The sequence below is a fragment of the Streptomyces sp. NPDC001492 genome (assembly GCF_053597275.1).
Window position 1 is genome coordinate 79,502 of the sequence record NZ_JBSFHW010000041.1, and the last position, 18,834, is coordinate 98,335.

General features: G+C 71.7%; 9 protein-coding genes. 3 read left to right on the forward strand and 6 right to left on the reverse strand.

Annotated elements, in window-relative coordinates; all coding sequences use genetic code 11:
• Positions 1 to 202: 202 nt before the first annotated feature.
• The 3 genes from ACWC1K_RS38355 (at position 203) to ACWC1K_RS38365 (ending at position 8,894) form a co-directional block, all read left to right on the forward strand.
• Positions 203 to 1,540 carry a serine hydroxymethyltransferase gene (locus tag ACWC1K_RS38355; protein WP_450837569.1) on the forward strand — a complete coding sequence of 446 codons (1,338 nt, stop codon included), beginning with the start codon at positions 203 to 205 and terminating at the stop codon, positions 1,538 to 1,540.
• Positions 1,537 to 7,413 carry an amino acid adenylation domain-containing protein gene (locus tag ACWC1K_RS38360; protein WP_450837553.1) on the forward strand — a complete coding sequence of 1,959 codons (5,877 nt, stop codon included), beginning with the start codon at positions 1,537 to 1,539 and terminating at the stop codon, positions 7,411 to 7,413. The genes ACWC1K_RS38355 and ACWC1K_RS38360 overlap by 4 nt, the downstream gene beginning before the upstream one ends.
• A 140-nt stretch (positions 7,414 to 7,553) precedes the next feature.
• Entirely contained in the window at positions 7,554 to 8,894 is a 1,341-nt protein-coding gene (locus tag ACWC1K_RS38365) for a serine hydrolase domain-containing protein (RefSeq protein ID WP_450837555.1), read from the forward strand.
• A gap of 80 nt (positions 8,895 to 8,974) precedes the next feature.
• Here ACWC1K_RS38365 and ACWC1K_RS38370 read toward each other — a convergent pair whose 3' ends face one another.
• From ACWC1K_RS38370 to ACWC1K_RS38395, 6 genes are all read right to left on the reverse strand, one after another.
• Positions 8,975 to 10,174: a cytochrome P450 gene (locus tag ACWC1K_RS38370; protein ID WP_450837556.1), complete on the reverse strand. Its 1,200-nt coding sequence runs from the start codon at positions 10,172 to 10,174 to the stop codon at positions 8,975 to 8,977.
• Positions 10,175 to 10,436: 262 nt separating this feature from the next.
• On the reverse strand, positions 10,437 to 11,315 hold the full coding sequence (locus ACWC1K_RS38375) for a DUF4097 family beta strand repeat-containing protein (RefSeq protein WP_450837557.1): 879 nt from the start codon (positions 11,313 to 11,315) through the stop codon (positions 10,437 to 10,439).
• Positions 11,316 to 11,423: 108 nt separating this feature from the next.
• Positions 11,424 to 12,947 carry an MFS transporter gene (locus ACWC1K_RS38380; RefSeq protein ID WP_450837559.1) on the reverse strand — a complete coding sequence of 508 codons (1,524 nt, stop codon included), beginning with the start codon at positions 12,945 to 12,947 and terminating at the stop codon, positions 11,424 to 11,426.
• A gap of 242 nt (positions 12,948 to 13,189) precedes the next feature.
• The gene (locus ACWC1K_RS38385) at positions 13,190 to 14,380 is read right to left on the reverse strand and encodes a cytochrome P450 (protein ID WP_450837561.1); all 1,191 of its coding nucleotides are present in this window, start codon (positions 14,378 to 14,380) and stop codon (positions 13,190 to 13,192) included.
• Positions 14,381 to 14,417: 37 nt separating this feature from the next.
• Complete coding sequence (locus ACWC1K_RS38390) at positions 14,418 to 14,636, reverse strand: MbtH family protein (RefSeq protein ID WP_200701567.1); 219 nt, start codon at positions 14,634 to 14,636, stop codon at positions 14,418 to 14,420.
• On the reverse strand, positions 14,633 to 18,834 hold a 4,202-nt coding region (locus ACWC1K_RS38395; protein WP_450837563.1), incomplete at its 5' end, for an amino acid adenylation domain-containing protein. The genes ACWC1K_RS38395 and ACWC1K_RS38390, both read right to left, overlap by 4 nt.

The following is an 18,834-nucleotide window of genomic DNA, read 5'->3' on the forward strand; positions in this document are numbered from 1 at the left end:
TCCCGCGAGGACACCCCCACCCCGGCATCCGGATCGCTACCGCCCCCCACAGACCCAAGCACCGTGCACTCCCATTCTTCGAGGCATGAGCACGAGATGAGGTAATGCGATGACACGGCAGTCAGTTGCTGCCCAGGCACCCACGACGCCGCGGGGCGGCCTGACCCGGACCGGCGAGCAGGCAGAGCTGCTCCGGGTCGGCATGGTCTCCCTGCATCACACAGATCCCGAGCTCGCCGGGCTCCTCGACGCCGAGGTCACCCAGCAGAACTCGACGCTCGCCATGATCGCGTCGGCGAGCATCGCGGATCCGTCCGTTCTCGCCGTCGGCGGATCCGCACTCTCCAACGTGACCGCCGAGGGCTATCCGGGCGCCCGGTACCATCCGGGGGCCCAGCAGTTCGACGCGGTCGAGAACCTGGCGGTGGAACGGGCCAAGCGGCTGTTCGGCGCACGGTACGCCAACGTGCAGCCGCACTCCTGCTCCTCGGCCAACCTGGCGGTCCTCGCGGCGCTGATGCGCCCGGGTGACACCCTGCTCGGCCTCGACCTGGACGCCGGCGGCCACCTCACCCACGGCTCTCCGGCCTCGGTGACCGGACGCCACTACCACTCGGTCTCCTACGGCCTGGACGAGAGCGGCCGCATCGACTACGCGCGGCTGACAGATCTGGTCCTGGAGCACCGGCCGCGGGTGCTGATCGCGGGAGCCAGCGCCTACCCCCGTCTGATCGACTTCGCCCGGTTCCGGGCCATCGCCGACATCGCCGGGGCGTATCTGCTCGCAGACATCTCGCACATCGCCGGCCTGGTGGCGGCGGGCCGGCACCCCAGCCCGGTGGACGTCGCGCACATCACCACCACCAGCACGTACAAGCAACTGGGCGGCCCCCGCGGCGGGTTGATCCTCAGCGGACGCGAGTACAAGACGCCAGGACCCGACGGCCGCACCCCGCTGCACCGGCTCATGCAGCGCGCGGTCTTCCCGCAGTCCCAGGGCACGCCCAGCCCGGCGTCCATCGCCGCCAAGGCCCGCGCCTTCGCCGCGGCCGCGGACCCCGCCTTCCAGGAGACGGCGCGGCTGATCGTGCACAACGCCCGTGCCCTGGCCCGGGAACTCTCCGTCCTCGGCCACCGGATCCTGACCGGCGGCACCGACAACCACATGGTCCTCATCGACGTCACGGACTTCGGCCTGAGCGGTGTGGTCGCCGAGCGCGCCCTCGAGGAGTGCGGCATCCTCGCCAACCGCAACCGCATCCCCGGCGACACCAAGCCGCCCCTGGTCACCAGCGGTCTGCGGCTGGGCACCAACATCCTGGCGCAGCGCGGGATGGACCCCGGCCAGATGCGCGTCTGCGCCCAGCTGCTGCACACCGTCCTCGCCGGAACCACCGCGCTGTCGGACACCGAGTACCGGATCGACCCGGCGCTGGTCGCCCAGGTCCGTGCGGAGGTCCAGTGGCTGTGCTCCCGTCATCCCCTGCCCATCGACACCGCCGGCCGTGCCCCGGTTTCCCTGATCGGAGTCGGAACATGACCGACCACCACCCTGCCTCCGAGGCCCGGCCCGCGCCGGGCACACCGCCCTGGCCCCCGGCGCTCGTGCCGACGGACCGGCCGCGCCGCCCCGGCACGGCTCCCCGGTGCTCGGCCGTGGAGAGCACCGACCTGGACTCCCGGTCTGTGCGCGAGCCCGTCCTGGCCGCCGCCTTCGCGGCGGTGCTCCACCGCTACACCGGCCAGGACCGGATCGCCCTCGCCACCACGAGCGGCGAGTTCCGCTTCCAGATCACCGGCGAGTCGACGCTGCGGGACCTGGCCGCGCACAGCACCGTCGCGGACGCGACCGGAGAGTGCCCCGCCGGCTTCACGGCCGGGGCGACCCGGGCCCCGGACGGCGACCGCTTCGAGCTCCACCTGGTCGTGCACGACCGGAAGGCGGAACTCCACTACGACCCCGAGCTGTTCGAGCGCTCCACCGCGCTGCGGCTGCTCGGCCACTACCGCACGCTGCTCGTGGACGGACTGCGCCACCCCGAGCACGTCGTGGGCCGGCTGCGACTGCTCACCGACGAGGAGCTGCACCTGACCCTCGTGGAGTGGAACCGCACCGAGACCGAGCTGCCGAGCCAGGGCTGCCTGCACGAGGCCTTCGAGTCCCGCGCGGACGCCGCACCCGACGCGGTCGCCGTCGTCGAGGGGGCCACGAAACTGACCTACAGTCAGGTGAATGAGGCGGCCAACCGCCTCGCCCACCACCTGCGTTCCCTGGGCGTGGGCCCGGACGCGCGGGTCGGACTGTGCCTGGACCGTTCGGCGCAGCTGCTGATCGCGGAGCTGGCCGTGCTCAAGGCGGGCGGCGCCTATGTGCCCCTGGACCCGGACTACCCGGCGCAGCGCATCGCGGCCATGGTGGCGGGCACCTCCTGCACCGTCATGATCAGCCGCACGGAGCTGGCCGCGAACCTGCCCACCAGCGGCGAACAGGGGCCGCCGCTGATCCTGCTCGACCGCGACGCCGACACCCTGGCCCTTGAGCCCGCGCACAACCCGGGCCGCGTCGCCTCGCCCGACCACCTGTGCTACATCATCCACACCTCGGGTTCGACGGGTGCGCCCAAGCCGATCGCGCTGCGCCACCGGGGCGTCCTGAACAACATCGCCGACCTCAACACCCGCTACGGCGTGGGCCCGGGGGACTCGGTGCTCGCACTGTCCTCGCCCAGCTTCGACATGTCGGTCTACGAGTTCCTGGGCCTGACCATCGCCGGCGGCACCGTGGTCGTGCCCGACGCCGCCCGCGCGAAGGACCCCGAGCACTGGGCCCGCCTCCTCGTCGCCGAGAACGTCACGGTGTGGAACTCGGCCCCGGCGCTGCTGAACCTGCTCGCCGACCACCTGGAGCAGACCGGCGCCGAGCCGCTGCCGCAGCTGCGCCTGGCGCTGCTCGGCGGCGACTGGGTCCCGGTCACGCTGCCCGACCGAATCCAGGCCCTCGCGCCCGGACTGCGGTTCGTCGTGATGGGCGGGGCCACCGAGTCCTCCATCCACTCGACTCTCTACGAGGTGGAGAAGACCGACCCGCAGTGGACGAGCATCCCGTACGGCCGCCCCATGGCGAACCAGCGCACGTACATCCTCGACGACAACCTGCAGCCGGTACCGCAGGGGGTGCCCGGGGAGCTGTACCTGGCGGGCACGGGTCTGGCCCGCGGCTATCTGGACCAGCCGCAGCGCACCGCCGAGCGGTTCCTCGACTGGTCGTACGGGGACGTGGTGGCGGACGAGCGCCTGTACCGCACCGGCGACCTCGCACGATTCGGCCCCGACGGCCTGATCGAGCTGATCGGCCGCAAGGACTTCCAGGTCAAGATCCACGGCCTGCGCGTCGAACTCGGCGAGATCGAGGCCGTGTTGCGCTCCCACCCGGACGTACGGCAGTGCGTGGTCGTCGCCCGCTCCGACCGCCTGATCGCCTATGTGGTGGCCGAGACCGCCGTCGGCACCGAGCCGCTGCTGGCCCTCGCGGCCGACCGGCTGCCCGCGTACATGGTGCCCGCCGCCGTCATGTTCCTCGACAGGCTGCCGCTCACCCCGAACGGCAAGCTGGACCGTCTGCACCTGCCCGAGCCGACCTTCGCCTCCGCCCCCTACCGGGCACCGTCCTCACCGTGGGAGGAGATCCTGGCCGGCGCCTTCGCCGAGGTGCTCGGCGTGCGGCGGACCGGCGTCGACGACGACTTCCTGCGCGAGGGCGGCGACAGCACCAAGGCGATCAAGGTCGCCACCCGGGCGCGCGCCCGGGGCCTGGAGGTCACCCCGCGGCAGATCCTGCAGTGCCGCACCGTGGCCGCGCTCGCCCGGGTCGCGACGCGCAGGGACCACAGCGCGGACACCGCGCCCTCCGCTCCGCTGACGGACGCCGGCTCCGCACGGTTCAGGGAGTTCCAGGAGCGCTACCCGACGCTCTCGGACGTGTGGCCGCTGACCTCCCTGCAGTCCGGGATCCTCTTCGAGTCGACACTGAGCGCCGAAGGCTACGACGCCTACCAGATGCAGACGGTGATCCGCCTGGCCGGCGAGGTCGACGCGGCCCGGATGCGCGCGGCCGGGCAGGCCCTGCTCGACCGTTACGCCAATCTGCGCGTGGCCTTCGTCGAGGACGCCGACGACAACCTGCTGCAGCTCGTCGTCGACGACGTCGAACTGCCCTGGCAGGAGATCGACTTGAGCACGCTCTCCGAAACCGGGCGCGACGAGGCGCGCCGGCGGTTCCTCGCCGAGGACTACGCCACGCACTTCGACCTCACCCGCCCGCCACTGCTGCGCCTGACCCTGCTGCGGTGCGGACAGGGCCACCACGAGCTGGTCCTGACCACCCATCACGTACTGGTCGACGGCTGGTCCGAACCGATCCTGCTGCAGGACCTGCTGCGCCTGTACGCCTCCGGGGGCGACGCCCGCGGACTGCCCCCGGTCCGCGACTTCCGCGACTTCCTGTCCTGGCTGTCACGGCAGGACCGCGACGGCGCGGCGAAGGCGTGGAAGGAGGAACTCGCCGGGGTCGAGGAGCCGACACTCCTCGCGGCGCGCGCACCACGCGGCGAGGTCTTGGGCGCCGCCGAGGAACGCGTCAGCCTGTCCGAGGACGAGACGCGCCGGCTGCTGCGGCGCGCCGCGGAGCTGGGCGTCACGGTGAACACGCTGGTGCAGGGCGCCTGGGCGGTGCTGCTCGGCGCGCTCACCGGACGCCCGGACGTGGTGTTCGGCGCGACCGTCTCCGGCCGTCCGGCGACCCTGCCCGGCGTGGAGTCGATGGTGGGGCTGTTCATCAACACCCTCCCGGTACGGGTCCGCCTCACGCCCGGCGACAGCCTCGCCGAGCTGCTGACCCGCCTGCAGGAACGGCAGTTCGAGCTGCTGGACCACCACCACTACGGGCTCGCCGAGATCCACCAGGACCTGGGTGTGGACGCCCTGTTCGACACGCTGGTGGCGTTCCAGTCGTACCCGGTGGACCGCGTCGGTCTCGCCGACGCCGGCACCGCGGCGGGCATCGAGGTCACCGGGATGCACGCCGAGGGCGCCGCCAACTACCCGCTGGCACTGATCGTCCACACCGACGGCGAGTTGTCCCTGACCCTCCAGTACCACCGCAACGTCCTCACCGCCGACGCCGTGCGGACCATCGCCGCCCGGCTGCAGGCGGTGCTGCGCCAGCTGACGGACGACCCCGCGCGGACCGTCGGCACGGTCGACGTGCTGATCGCCCCCGAGCGTGAGCGGACCGCCGTCCGCCGGACGGCCGCCGCCCTGTCCGTGCTGGTCGAACGGCAGGCCGCCGCGACACCGGACGCGGAGGCGGTGTGCGCGGACGGGGTGTCCCTGACCTACCGGGAGCTCAACACCTGGGCCAACCGTCTCGCGCACCGGCTCATCCGGCGGGGCGTCGGCCCCGAGACCGTGGTCGCCCTCGCCCTGCCGCGCTCGGTCCAGCTGGCGGTCGCACTGCTGGGGGCCCTGAAGTCCGGGGCCGCGTTCGTCCTGGCCGAGCCGGGCGGGGCCGTCCCCGCCGAGACGGCCGAGGTCGTCACACAGGCCGACGTCGACACGCTCGGCGCCCGGCCCGCCGCGCCGGCGGACGAGGCCGACCCGGCCGACGAGGACCGCGCCGAGCCGCTGGCCCCGCTCCACCTCGCCTGGCTGCGCCGTCCGGCGCGCGGCGACGGCCCGCTCGTGGCGGTCGGCCACCACGCGCTGGCCCACGCGGCGCTGCGGTTCGCGGCCGAGGCGGATCTGTCCGGCGGGACGCGGCTGCTCGCGGCGTCGCCGCACGACGACGCGATGGCCTTGGAGGTCCTCGGCGCGCTGTGCTCCGGCGCCTCGGTCAGGATCCCGACCGACCTCGGCTCCCTGGGACAGGACTGGGGCTGGACCGGTGACGTGATCAGCTCCGTCGCTCCGTTCTTCGCCCAGGTGCTGGACCGGTCCCCGGGCGTGATCTACGTCGGCAGGGTCGTCCTCACCGGGGACACGCTGCCCGGCTCGTTCGTACGACGGCTGCGCGAGGCGATACCGGGCGTGCAGGTGGTCGGCACCCACGGCCCGGCCGAGGCGGCGCACGCCATGGCGTTCACCGCACCGCGGGAGACGGACGCGACCTGTGTGCGCCGACCGCTCGGCTCCCCGCTCGGGGGTGTGCGGGTCCGCGTGCTGGACTCGGCGCTGCGGCCCGTACCGACCGGCGTCACGGGCGAGTTGTACGTCGCGGGCGAGGTGGCGCGCGGCTACCACGGCCGGGCCGGCCTGACGGCCGAGCGGTTCGTGGCCGACCCCTGCGGCCCGTTCGGCGGCCGGCTGTACCGCACCGGGGACCTGGTGCGCTGGTGCGCGGACGGAACGCTCGAGTACGTCGACCCGCAATCCCGTCTGCCGCGGGTGCGCGGGCGCCGGGTGGACCCCGGCGAGGTCGCGGCCGTGCTGGCGGCCCACCCGGGCGTCTCCCGGGCGACGGCGGTCGTGCGCGAGGTCGACGGCGAGGCCGCACTGACCGCCTACGTCGTGCCGGCGCGCGGCGGCGACGTACAGTCCGCGGAGCTGGCCGAGTTCACCGCGCAGCACCTGCCCGACCACCTGGTCCCGGCCGTGTTCGCCGCGCTCGACGAGCTGCCGCTCGCGGCGGACGGCACCGTCGACCGGGACGCGCTGCCCGAACCGGACGCCGGCCCGTCCCACGACGGCCGCCGCGGTGCGCGCACCGCACAGGAGCAGGCCGTCTGCGACCTGATCGCGGACGTACTCGGCGTCGACGAGGTCGGCATCGACGACAACCTCTTCGCCCTGGGCTGCAACTCGCTCAAGGCCACCCGCATCCTCGGCCGGATGCGCCGGACGCTGGGCCTGGAGACCACGATCCGCCGGCTGTTCCAGCACCCGACCGTCGCCGCACTGTCCGAGCACCTCACCCCCGTGGCCGCGGGCAAACGTCCCGCTCTCGGCCGTCAGATCCGCACCGAGTTGAAGGAGCAGGTACCCCTCATGCGCAAGCAGGCGAAAGAACAGGCCAAGGACATCAAGGCGCAGCTCAAGGAGGAGCTCACCACGGCGGCCCTGGAGCAGTGGACCGGCGAGGGCCTGGAGGCCGCGGTGCAGGCCGACATCGACGAGCGGATCCGCGCCTCCATGCGCCGGAGCACCGGCTACCTGGGCGGCGGGTCGAAGGGCAAGGACGCCAAGGAGACCCAGCGGCTCCTGAAGCGGATGCTGGAGCGCTTCGCCGAGCAGGTCCAGGACTCCGCCCGGGGCCGCTCCCTCACCGGGGAGCAGCTGGACCAGGTCCAGGAGATCCTCACGGCGTCCGCCGACTCCCTGCGCCCCCTCCTTCGGGAGGTCTCCGAGAAGGCCGGCTGATCCCCCGCAGCCCGGCCGACGGCCCCGGCCCCGCCGCCCCCCGCGGCAGGGCCGGGGCCCTGCCGTTGTGGCGGGATGCCCGTCCCTCAACTGGCCGTACCGATACGCTCGTTCGCTGTTGCGTGATGCCTGGAGGAAACATGACCGACACCCGGCTCTCTCAGTTCATCTCGGCCAAGGCGGCGGAATACGGAATTCCCGGTTCCGCTGTCGCCGTCTTCGCCGGGGGTGAGGAGAGCTACGCCTTCCACGGCCCGACCAGCGTGGCGGATGCCCGGCCGCTCGGCCCCGACACCCTCTTCCACTTCGGCTCCATCACCAAGACGTTCACCGCCACCGCGCTCATGCGCCTGGTCGCCGACGGCAGGGTCGAGCTCGACGCGCCGGTGCGGCGTTACCTCCCGGACTTCCGGCTCTCGGACGAGGACGCGACCGCCGCCCTCACGATCACGCATCTGCTCAACCACACCGGCGGATGGAGCGACTATCTGCCCGAGGGCGGGGACGACAGCCTCCAGCGGTTCGTCGCCGGCATGGCCGACCTGCCGGTGGAGTACCCGCCCGGCGTGCACGCCGCGTACAAGAACGCGGGCTTCGCCGTGATCGGCCTGATCCTGGAGAAGCTGACCGGAAAGCCGTACGCCGAGGCCATGCGGTCGCTGATCCTCGAACCGGTCGGGCTCACGACGGCGGCGTTCATGACGGAGGAACTGACCGGCCACGTGGCGATGGGGCACGCCGCGCAGGCCGACGGCACTCTCGACATCACCACCGAGTGGCTGCCGGAGCGCTACGCGGACCCGTCCGGCGGCCTCGTCTCCACCCTCGGCGACCAGCTCCGCTGGGCCCGCTTCCATCTCTCCGACGGCGAGGGCGTCCTGCCACACGAACTGCTCACGCTGATGCGGGAGTCGACCACCGACGTGGAGGGCGACTACTTCGGTGACGGCATCGGGCTGGGCTGGTTCCTGCGTACCGTCGACGGTGTCCCCACGGCCGGCCACGGCGGCTCCATGGTCGGCCAGTACTCCTGGCTGCTGCTCGTGCCCGAGAAGGACTTCGCCGTGGTCTCGGTCGGGACGGCGGGCCCGAACGGCATCCCCTACAACCAGGACGTGGTGCGCTGGGCGCTGGAGACCTACCTCGGGCTGGTCGAGCGCGACCCGGAGCCGCTCCCCTTCGACGAGGCACGGGCGAGCGAACTCGTCGGCGTCTACGAGACCGCCACGGGCCGCGCGGTGATCAGCGCACGGGACGAGCGACTGCTGCTCGGCTTCGAGGTCACCGAGCAGGCACGCGAAGTCATCGGCAAGGCCCCCGAGTTCGAGCCGTCCGAGTTCGGTCTGCTGCCCGACGCCGACGACCAGTACATCGTCCTCACCGGCCCGCTGGCGGGCATGCGCGGCGTCTTCTCACGAGACGCGGCAGGCGCCGTCGAGGCCGTCAACCTCGCCGGCCGGTCCTACCGGCGCCGCCCCTGACGGCCGGTTCCCGCCACGCACACAGCGAGAGGTGCTCCCCGCCGTCGGGGAGCACCTCTCGCTGTGCGGGGAGGCACGGATCAGTCGATGCGCACGTGCATGCCTCCCGAGCGCACGCCGGTGAAGTCGGGCGAGTTGAAGAAGAGCGGCGGGATGGCCGGGTCGACCCGCAGCTTCGGGAACCGGGTGAAGAGGACCTCGAACACGACGCGGGTCTCCACCCGAACCATCTGCCCGCCCATGCAGTAGTGGGCGCCACGGCCGAAGCCGAGGTGGGCGTTGGGGCTGCGGGTCACGTCGTAGGTGTCCGGATCGGTGAACTGGCGCGGGTCGCGGTTGGCCGCGCCGAGGTAGACGCGCAGCAGCGAGTCCTTGGGTATCTGCTTGCCGCCGAGCTCCACGTCCTGGAGGGTCGCGCGGTAGGAGGCGGCGCCCGGGGTGAGGAAGCGCATCGTCTCCTCGATCATGCCCGGGATCAGCGAGTGGTCCGACTTGACCAGCGCGTACTGCTCCGGGAACGACTCCAGGCACAGCATGGTGTTGCCCACCAGCAGCGGGGTGGCCAGATGGCCGGCGCCCAGGATGCCGATGATGAAGTTGATGATCTGGTCCCGCGTCATCAGACTGCCGTCGACCTTCGTGACCTGGCTCAGCAGGCTGATCAGGTCGTCCTTCGGGTCCTTCGTCTTCGCGTCGACATGCGTGCCGAGCATCTCGCGCAGCGGCTGCAGGGGCTTGGTCAGCTGCTCGAAGTAGCCGTCCTCGGTGCCCTCGCCGACCTGCGTCATCTGGGCTTCCTGGTCCATGTTCTGGTCGACCAGCTTGAACATGGTCCGGTCCTCGGCGGGAATGCCCAGAAGCTCACTGAAGACGATGCCGGCGACATGGTCGATGAAGTCGCTCAGCAGATTGAACTTGGCGAACTTCTCAAGTGTGTCGGCGTATTCGTTGGCCAGGTCACGGACCCGGGACTCAAGGCGCGCGATGAACTTCGGGTCGAATGCCTGGGCGGCCTGCTTGCGGACGTTCGCGTGCTCGACCCCGGTCATCTGGGCGAGGTCGCCGTCGAAGTACTTCGCCGTCTCCTCGTCGAAGTTGAACAGCTTGCCGGAGTCGGCGGAGTAGCCGTCGTTGTTGCTCAGCGCCTCGTTGACCTCGGGATAGCCGTACACCTCCCAGCGCTGGAGCTCCTCGCGCCACTCGACTGGCTGGTCGGGCCGCTCGCCGCGCAGCCAGAATTTGTCCGGTGCGAAACCCCAGCGGTCAGCGAATTCGGTCACGGTATTCCTCCGTTGATGGAAAGTACGGCAACTGGCCCATAAGTCCGGCCACCCCGTCATGACGGCCGCATTCACATTGTTGGAACGACTGCCGCAAGCGGTCAACAGACCCTGGATATCTTTCCGGCTCGACGCCATCGTAGGCCGCCGTATCCGCTCACCACCAGGGAATGAAGTTTTTCGGCAATACATCGCGGAATGCTCGGGAGTTCGTCGCCGTGCGCTGTCCTGTCGACGGGACGTTTTTTCTTTCGGCTCTCTGTCAGAAAGGCGGTTCCCCGTCGGCGTCGAGGACCGCCCGGCGGACCACGATGTCGCCGGTGCCGGTGCGGGCTCGCACCTCGACGTCCTTGTCGGCATCCGCGAGAAGTGCGGCGCCGCCGAGCAGGTCCAGGGACCGGTAGACGGTGCCGGAACGCGCGAGGAGGTCGAGGCGGACGCCGACGCCGTCGGGGATGCCGATCTCCATGGTCCCGGCCTCGGCCTCCAGCGCCAGTGGTCCCCGTACGGCCTCGTGGACGCCGATGTCGGCCTGCTCGGCCCGGATGTCGACCCCCGCGTGCGCCCGGCCGATGCGCACGTCCCCGCGGCGCACCGACACGTGCGCGTCGCCGACCACCTCACCGAGGTGCGTGGCGCCCTGTGTCCGGGTGAGCAGCGTCCTGCCCTCCACGGTGCCGATGCGCACGTCACCGCTCTCGGCGACGGCCTCGACGTCGCCTGACACCCGCGCCACGGTGACGTTGCCGAGCAGGGTGCCCAGGTGCAGCGATCCCGTCCGGTCGAGACGGATGTGGCCGCAGTCGACGGCGATCCGGCACTCCCCCAGCCGGCCGGTGCCGTGGAAGTCGGCGGCGAGGGCGTTGCCGTGCACGGCGGAGCCGGCCGGAACCTCGATGGCGACGGACACGGCCCCGCCGCCGCGGGGCAGGTCGCCCGCTGGCGGGACGGACACGCGCAGCTCCGCGCCGTCACAGGTGACGACGGCCTCGGCCGCGGTCACCAGACCGCGGAAGTCCCCACGGTCGGCGGGGAGAACGTCGACGGTGGTGTCGGTGCGGTCGCCCGCGGTGATCCGCACGTCTCCGACGTTGAGTTCGATGGTGACGAGGATCGGTTCCGGAGTGTCGAAGACCTGCATGACGATGCCCTCAGCTGGGTGTGAAGCGCAGCCCGTGGCCCACGGAGGGGGGTGGGCCACGGGCTGCGCGGGGATGAGCGGTCGGGATGGACTCGTAGCCGGTCCGGCTCAGGCCGCGACCGCCTCCTGTTCGGCCGCGTCGGCCTCCTCGGTACCGACCGGCTCCCCCGCCCCGCCCTGTCGAAGCAGCCAGGAGGCCACCAGACCGCCGAGCAGGACCGCGACGGCGCCGATCAGCTGGGCGGTGGTCAGGCTGTCCGCGAAGGCCTCGTGCACCTGGTGCGTGGCGTTCGGGCCGGCCGCCGCGACGGCGTCCGGCAGGGAACGCGCGGCACGGTCGGGCACGCCGGCCGGCAGGGCTCCGGCGAAGCCCACGGTCAGCACCGCGCCCAGGCAGGCGACGCCGAGCGAGTTGCCGACCTCGCTGATGGTGCCCATCAGACCCGAGCCGACGCCCGCCTTCTCCGGCGGGATCGAGGTCATCACCGCACCTGCCATCGCCGGCTTGGCGCAGCCGACGCCCGCGCCCATCAGCACCAGACCCAGCAGGATGCCCGGGTAGGAGCCGTCGCGGCCGAGCACCGCGATGGAGGCGAGACCCGCCGCCATCAGGGCGAGGCCCAGCCCGGTGGCGACCGGGGGCGCCAGCTTGGCGGTGACCCGCACACCCACGCCGGTGAGGTTGAGCGCGACGAGCGTCAGCGCCATCGGCATGAGGCGAAGGCCGGCCTCGAGCGGGTCGTAGTCGAGCACGAACTGCAGGTGCTGGGTGAGCAGGTACAGCGAACCGGACAGGCCGAACGCGACCAGCACACCGCCGGAGACGGCGCCGCGGAAGCGGGGGTTGGCGAAGAACGACATGTCCAGCAGCGGGTGCGGCGTGCGGCGCTCCCAGAGGATGAAGGCGGCCATGACGAACACTCCGCCGAAGCCGGTCAGCAGGGTGCGGCCGGAGGTCCAGCCGTACTCGGGACCCTGGATGACCGCGTAGACGATCGCCGTCATGCCGACGGTGGACAGCAGCGCGCCGAGCAGGTCGGGGTGGTCGCCGTGCGGGTCCTTGGACTCCGGGACCAGCTTGGCCACCGCCACCAGGCCGATGAAGCAGACCGGCACGTTGACCAGGAAGACCGAGCCCCACCAGAAGTGCGCGAGCAGGACGCCGCCGATGACGGGCCCCAGCGCCAGGCCGAGCGAGGCCACACCCATGATCACGGTGAGCGCCTTGGGCGTCTCCTCCGGGTCGAAGGTGCGGACGATGATCGCCATGTTGGTGGCGAGCAGCAGGGCGCCGCCGATGCCCATTCCCGCGCGGGCGGCGATGAGCTGGACGGGTTCCGTGGCGAACGCTCCGGCGAGCGATCCGGCCCCGAAGAAGGCGAGGCCCAGCATCTGGGTGAGCTTGCGCCCGTACCGGTCGGCGAATCCGCCGGCGGTGATCAGCAGGCCCGCCTGGACCAGCGAGTACGCGCCGATCACCCACTGGGTCTGGGAGGTGGTGGCGCCGAGTTCCTTGGTCAGGGAGGGGATGGCGACATTGAGGATGGTGTTGTCGAGGATGACGACGAGCTGCACCAGGCAGACGACGCCGAGGATCAACCATCGATCCCCTCGACGCTTCAGCTGGGTCACGGCTTTCTCCTTCTCATACGACGTGCACGGGGTTCGGCAAACGACGACGCGTATGCGCCTACGAGAAGTGACTCCCGTCGTCGTGGGGGGCTCCTTGCTCGTACGCCGACGACGTTACGAAGTGCCCTTATCGCTTCGTTATCGGTGCGCCCGGGCACCCGCGGCCGGGCATGCGGAAGCGCCCGGCCGGGACATCCCGACCGGGCGCTGAGCCGAACTCCTGGCCCGCGGCCAGTCGGTGACTACCTGTCGAGCAGCACCGGCATCGAGCGGACGCCGACCATGTCCGGGGAGGGGAAGAACTCCGTCGGACGGTCCGGGTCGGAGCGGAAGTCGGGGTAGCGGTCGAGCAGGGCGTTGACCGCGATCCTGCCCTCGAGCCGGGCGAGCCGGGTGCCCAGGCAGTAGTGGACGCCGTGACCGAACACGACGTGGTCGTTGGGGCTGCGGTCCGGGAGGAACTCGTCGGGCCGCTCGAACTGGAGCGGGTCGCGGTTGGCCGCGGCCACCCACGGCAGGATCATCTGGCCCTTGGGGATGGTGACGCCGCCGATCTCCACGTCCCTGAGGGTGCCCCGGGACAGCACCGCGGCCGGGGGCAGCAGCCGCAAGGCCTCCTCGACCGCGCCCGGCACCAGGGAGCGGTCCTCGCGCACCCGCGCCAGCTTGTCGGGCTCCGCGTCCAGGCAGGCCATGGTGTTGCCGAGCATCATCGTGCTGGTGATGTGGCCGGTGATCAGCAGCACGTTGGCGACGTTGACGATCTCGTTGTCGGTGAGCCGGTTGCCCTCCTCCTCGACCTGCGTGAGATAGGTCAGCAGGTCCTCGCGCGGGCTCCGGCGGCGCTCCAGGACCTGTTCGAGCATGTAGTCGAGCAGGGGCTGCAGACGCTGCTCGGCACTGTGGATCTGCTCCTCGGCGTTCTCTCCGCCGGCGACGAAGTCGATGCCCGCCATGTTCTCGACGATGTCGAACGCGGCACCCTTGAACAGGTCGAGGTCGTCGACGCCGAGGAGGTCGGCGATGATGCGGACCGGCAGCGGATAGGCGAGATCGGCGACCAGCTCGAAGCTGCCCTTCTCGTCGACCGCGTCCAGCAGTTCACCGGTGACCTTGTGGATCTGCGGTTCCAGGTTGGTGATGATCCGGGGGCTGAACGCCCGCCCGATCAGCTTGCGGTACATGGTCTGCTCCGGCGGATCCATCTGGGAGATGTCACCCGCCATGAACTTCTCGTCGACCTGCACCGCGGCGAGGTCGGCCGTCCTGGCCGAGAACGTCTCGTGGTCGGCCAGGATCTGCTGCACCTCCCGGTAGCCGTAGGCACACCAGGCGCCGAGCTCCTCGTTGAACTCGACGGGCTTCTCGGGCCGGACTCCGCGCATCCAGGTGCTGCCCGGGTGGACGTTCCACCGCTCGATGACTATCGACATGGGAAGGGGTTTCCTCTCTGGTTCCCGGGACCCTGGGCTACTTCTCGGCGGCCATCGCGGCCCGCAGACTCCTGGGCCGCAGATCTGTCCAGTGCTCCTCGACGTAGGCCAGGCACTCCGCCCGGCCCGCCGTGCCGAACACGGTCCGCCAGCCCGCCGGCACCTCGGCGAAGGCCGGCCACAGCGAGTGCTGGTCCTCGTCGTTCACCACTACGAGGAACTCGCCGTTCTCGTCGTCGAAGGGGTTGCTGCTCATGTGTCGCACTCCATTTCCGTTGACCGGCCGGTCCGTGCGGTGAATTCCCGGCCGAGAATCCGGCAGATGTCGGCGGCGGGCTCCGCGTTGATCATTTCGTGGTGGGTGGTCTCGATGTCGTACTGCTTGATGGACCCGGTGATGTACGGCTTCCACCGGTCGCCGTGCGTCCCGTCGGGGTTGGGCACGGCGTTGAAGAAGACCGCGTCCCCGTGGAAGACGGGTGAGCGGAAGTCGCCGGACAGGGACGTGTGGTTGACGATCACCCGTACCGCGTTGTCGAGGAAGGTCTCGTAGTCCTGCGAGCCGGCCATGCCGGTCAGGTGCTGGCGGAAGTACTCCCGCAGCGCGCTCGCGGTGGGTGCGGGCTGCGTCGCCAGGTAGTCGCCCGGCACGCAGTCGAGCATGGCCAGGAACGCCACCTCGTGGCCCCGGCCCTGCAGCCGCGCGGCGATCGCCTGGGCGAGCGTGCCGCCGATGGAGTACCCCGCCAGGTGGTACGGCCCCTGCGGCTGGATCGCCAGGATCTCCTCGACGTAGTCCAGGACCATCTCGTCGAGGGACGAGGGAAGCGGGCCCTCCCCGTCGAATCCCTTCGCCTGGATGCCGTGGATCGTCCCGAACTCCGGCAGCCGGCCGCCGAATCCGAGGTAGGGCCAGCAGATGCCGCCGCCCGGGTGGACGAGCCAGAGCGGTTCGGATCCGGCGTCCGGGCCGCCGCCGGTGTGCGCCTTGATGGTCAGGACCGGGGCGAACGGGCTGCCGGCCGGTCCGGCCTCGCCCTCCGACTCCAGGAAGGCGGCCAGTTCGGCCACGGTCGGGGCGTCGAACACCGTGCGCAGCGGCAGGTCGACACCGAGGACGACGCCGATACGGCTGATCAGCCGGGAGGCCAGCAGGGAGTGGCCGCCGCGGGCGAAGAACCCGTCGTCGATGGTGACGGAGTCGAGCCCGAGCACCTCGGCGTACAGACCGCACAGAATCTCCTCGCGGGCGGTACGCGGCGCCCGGCCGGCCGGCTCTCCCGCGTAGTCCGGCCTGGGCAGTGCCCGCCGGTCGACCTTTCCGCTCAGGGTCAGCGGCACCTCGTCGAGGACGACGAGGGCCGCGGGGACCATGTGCTGCGGCAGCCGCTCCCGGACCAGTTCGTGCACGTCGGTCACCAGGCGCTCCGCCGGCTGTGCCGATGCGCCGCCGGCGGGCACCACGTAACCGACCAGGCGCCGGTCGCCGGCGCTGTCGTCGACGACCACCACGGCCCGGTCGACCCCGGGGTGTGCCGTCAACGCGGCCTGGACCTCCCCGAGTTCGATGCGGAAACCGCGGATCTTGACCTGGTCGTCGGCGCGGCCGTGGAAGACCAGCGCACCCTCGGCGTTCCAGGCCACCACGTCGCCGGTGCGGTACATCCGCTCCCCCGGCTCCCCGAAGGGGCAGGCCACGAAGCGCGAGGCGGTCACGGCCTGCCTGCCGAGGTAACCGCGGGCCAGCCCCGGCCCGGCGATGTAGAGCTCGCCGGGCACTCCGAGCGGGACCGGTGACAGCGTCGCGTCCAGGACGTACAGGCGGGTGTTGTGGATGGGCGTGCCGATCGGGAACACCCGGTCGTCCGGGGCCATCGGCGCGCTCATGGTGGCGCACACGGTGGTCTCGGTCGGCCCGTAGACGTTCATCATCCGGCGGCCCGGCGCCCACTGGGCGACCAGCTCGGGCGGCGGCGTCTCACCGCCGACCAGCAGCGAGACCACGCCGGTCAGCGAGCCCGCCGGGAGCGCGGCGAGCAGGGAGGGCGGCAGCATCATGTGCGTGACCCCGTGCCGGTCCACGGTGCGGGCCAGCGGCAGCCCCGGTGCCAGGTCCTCCTTGTCGGCGAGGACGAGGACGGCGCCGGAGAGCAGCGCCGTGAACATCTCGCACAGGGAGACGTCGAAGCTCGGCGAGACCAGCTGCAGCATCCGGCTGTCGGGGGTGACCGCCATCCGCCGTACGTGTGCCGCGACCAGGCTCGCCACACCGCGGTGGGTGACCACCGTGCCCTTGGGCTGCCCGGTGGAGCCCGAGGTGTAGATGACGTAGGCGGCGCTGTCCGGCCGGGTGGCGCGCGGTACCGGCGTGCCGGGGCCGGTGTCGGGAAGCCGGTCCACCCGCAGGGTGTCGAGGTCGTGCCCGGCCAGCACCTCGGCCGCGGCGGCGTCCACCAGCGCGAGCCGGGCGCCGGAGTCGCCCAGCATGTAGGCGATCCGCTCGGCCGGGTAGGTGTGGTCCACCGGCAGGTAGATCCCCCCCGCCTTGGTCACGCCGAGCAGGGCGACGACCAGGTCCGGCGAGCGACGGGTGGCCACCGCCACGACGGTTTCCGGCCCGACCCCCTTCACGCGCAGCGCGTGCGCCAACCGCTCGGCGCGCTCGTCCAGTTCGCGGTAGGTCAGCCGCTCGTCCTCGTACAGCAGGGCCGTGGCGTCCGGGGTCGTGGCCGCCCAGTGCTCGAACTGGTCGGCCACCGTGCCCTCGGCGACGGGTTCGGCCGTGTCGTTGAGTCCGGCGAGCAGCCGCTCCCGCTCGGCCGCCGGGAGCATGTCGAGCGCGCCGACGGGCATGTCGGGGTCGGTCGCCACCTGGGTGAGGACCCGCGCGAAGCGTGCGGCGATGTCCTCGGCCGCGGCGGGCCCGACGTGATCCTCCAGGTATTCCATGACCACGTGCAGGCGGTCGTCGGCCGCCGCGGCGATGCCCAGCGGGTAGTGGGTGCCGTTGCCGGTGGACACTCCGGTGACGGCGATACCGCCGTGGGCATCGGTGTCACCGAGGCCCTCACGTTCCATCGGGAACGACTCGAAGACCACGACGGTGTCGAACAGTGTGCTCAGACCCGCGGCCCGGCAGATGTCGGTCAGGCCGATGTGGTGGTGGTCGAGCAGCGTGCCCTGCCGGTCCTGAAGCCCGGTCAGCACCTGCCGCAGGCTGTGCCACGGCGAGAGCTCCACCCGCACCGGCAGGGTGTTGATGAACAGGCCGACCATGGACTCCACGCCGGGCACCTCGGGCGGACGACCCGACACCGTCGTCCCGAACGTCACGTCCTGGCGTCCCGTCAGGCCCGCGAGGACGATCGCCCAGGCGCCCTGCACCAGGGTGTTGAGGGTGATGCCCAGGTCGGCGGCGGAGCGGACCAGGGCGCGGGCGGTGTCGGCCGGCAGCGGGATGTCCCGCTGCCCCACCCGTTGCGGGTCCGCCTCGACGGTGCGGTCGGGCACGAGCAGGGTGGGGTCCTCGACCCCGGCGAGCTCGGTCCGCCAGGCCTCCACGGAGGCCTCGGCGTCCTGCTCGGACGCCCACACCAGGAAGTCGCGGAAGGCACGCGCCCGCGGCAGGGCGGAGGCGTCGCCCCCGGAGCCGTACAGGGCGAGCAGCTCGCCCATCAGGATGCTCAGCGACCAGCCGTCGAGCAGCGCATGGTGCGAGGTCAGGACCAGCTCGGCGCTGTCCGGCCCGGTCAGCGCGAGGCTCATCCGCAGCAGCGGCGGGGTGGCCGGCGTGAAGCGGTCGGCCTGGTCCGCGGCGAGGAACCGCTCGAACTCCTCGGACCGCCGCGCCTCGTCGAGGCCGCGCAGATCCGTGAACCGCCAGGGCAGTTCGACCTCGTCGAGGACGAGCTGCACCAGATCGCCGGCCGTGTTGGAGACGAACGCCGTGCGCAGGTTGTCGTAGCGGTCGAGCAGTGCCTGGCCCGCGATCCGCATGCGCCGCGCGTCCACGGTGCCGGTGAGCCGGTAGACGACCTGCACGTGGTAGGCGTCGTGCGTGGTGTCGGCGAGCATCGACTCGAAGAGCAGGCCGGACTGGAGCGGGGTCGGCGGCCACACGTCACACAGCGACGGGTGGCGCTGCTCCCAGCGCTCCAGCTCGGCCTGGCCGACCGCGACGAGCGGTACGTCCGAGGGGGTCAGACCACCCGCGCCGGGCCGGGCCACATGACGGGCCAGACCCTCCAGGGCCGTTCCCCACAGGTCGGCCAGCTCCCGCACCTCTGCCTGCGACAGCACTCCCGCGGGGAAGCCGAAGCGGACGCCGAGCCGGGGCCCGTCCGGCGTGTCCGTGACGGCCGCGTTGATCTCCAGGGTGGACATCACCGGCATGTCCGCGTCGGGCGTGGCGATCAACTCACCCGCGCCCGACGCCTGGTGGAAGCCCAGACCCC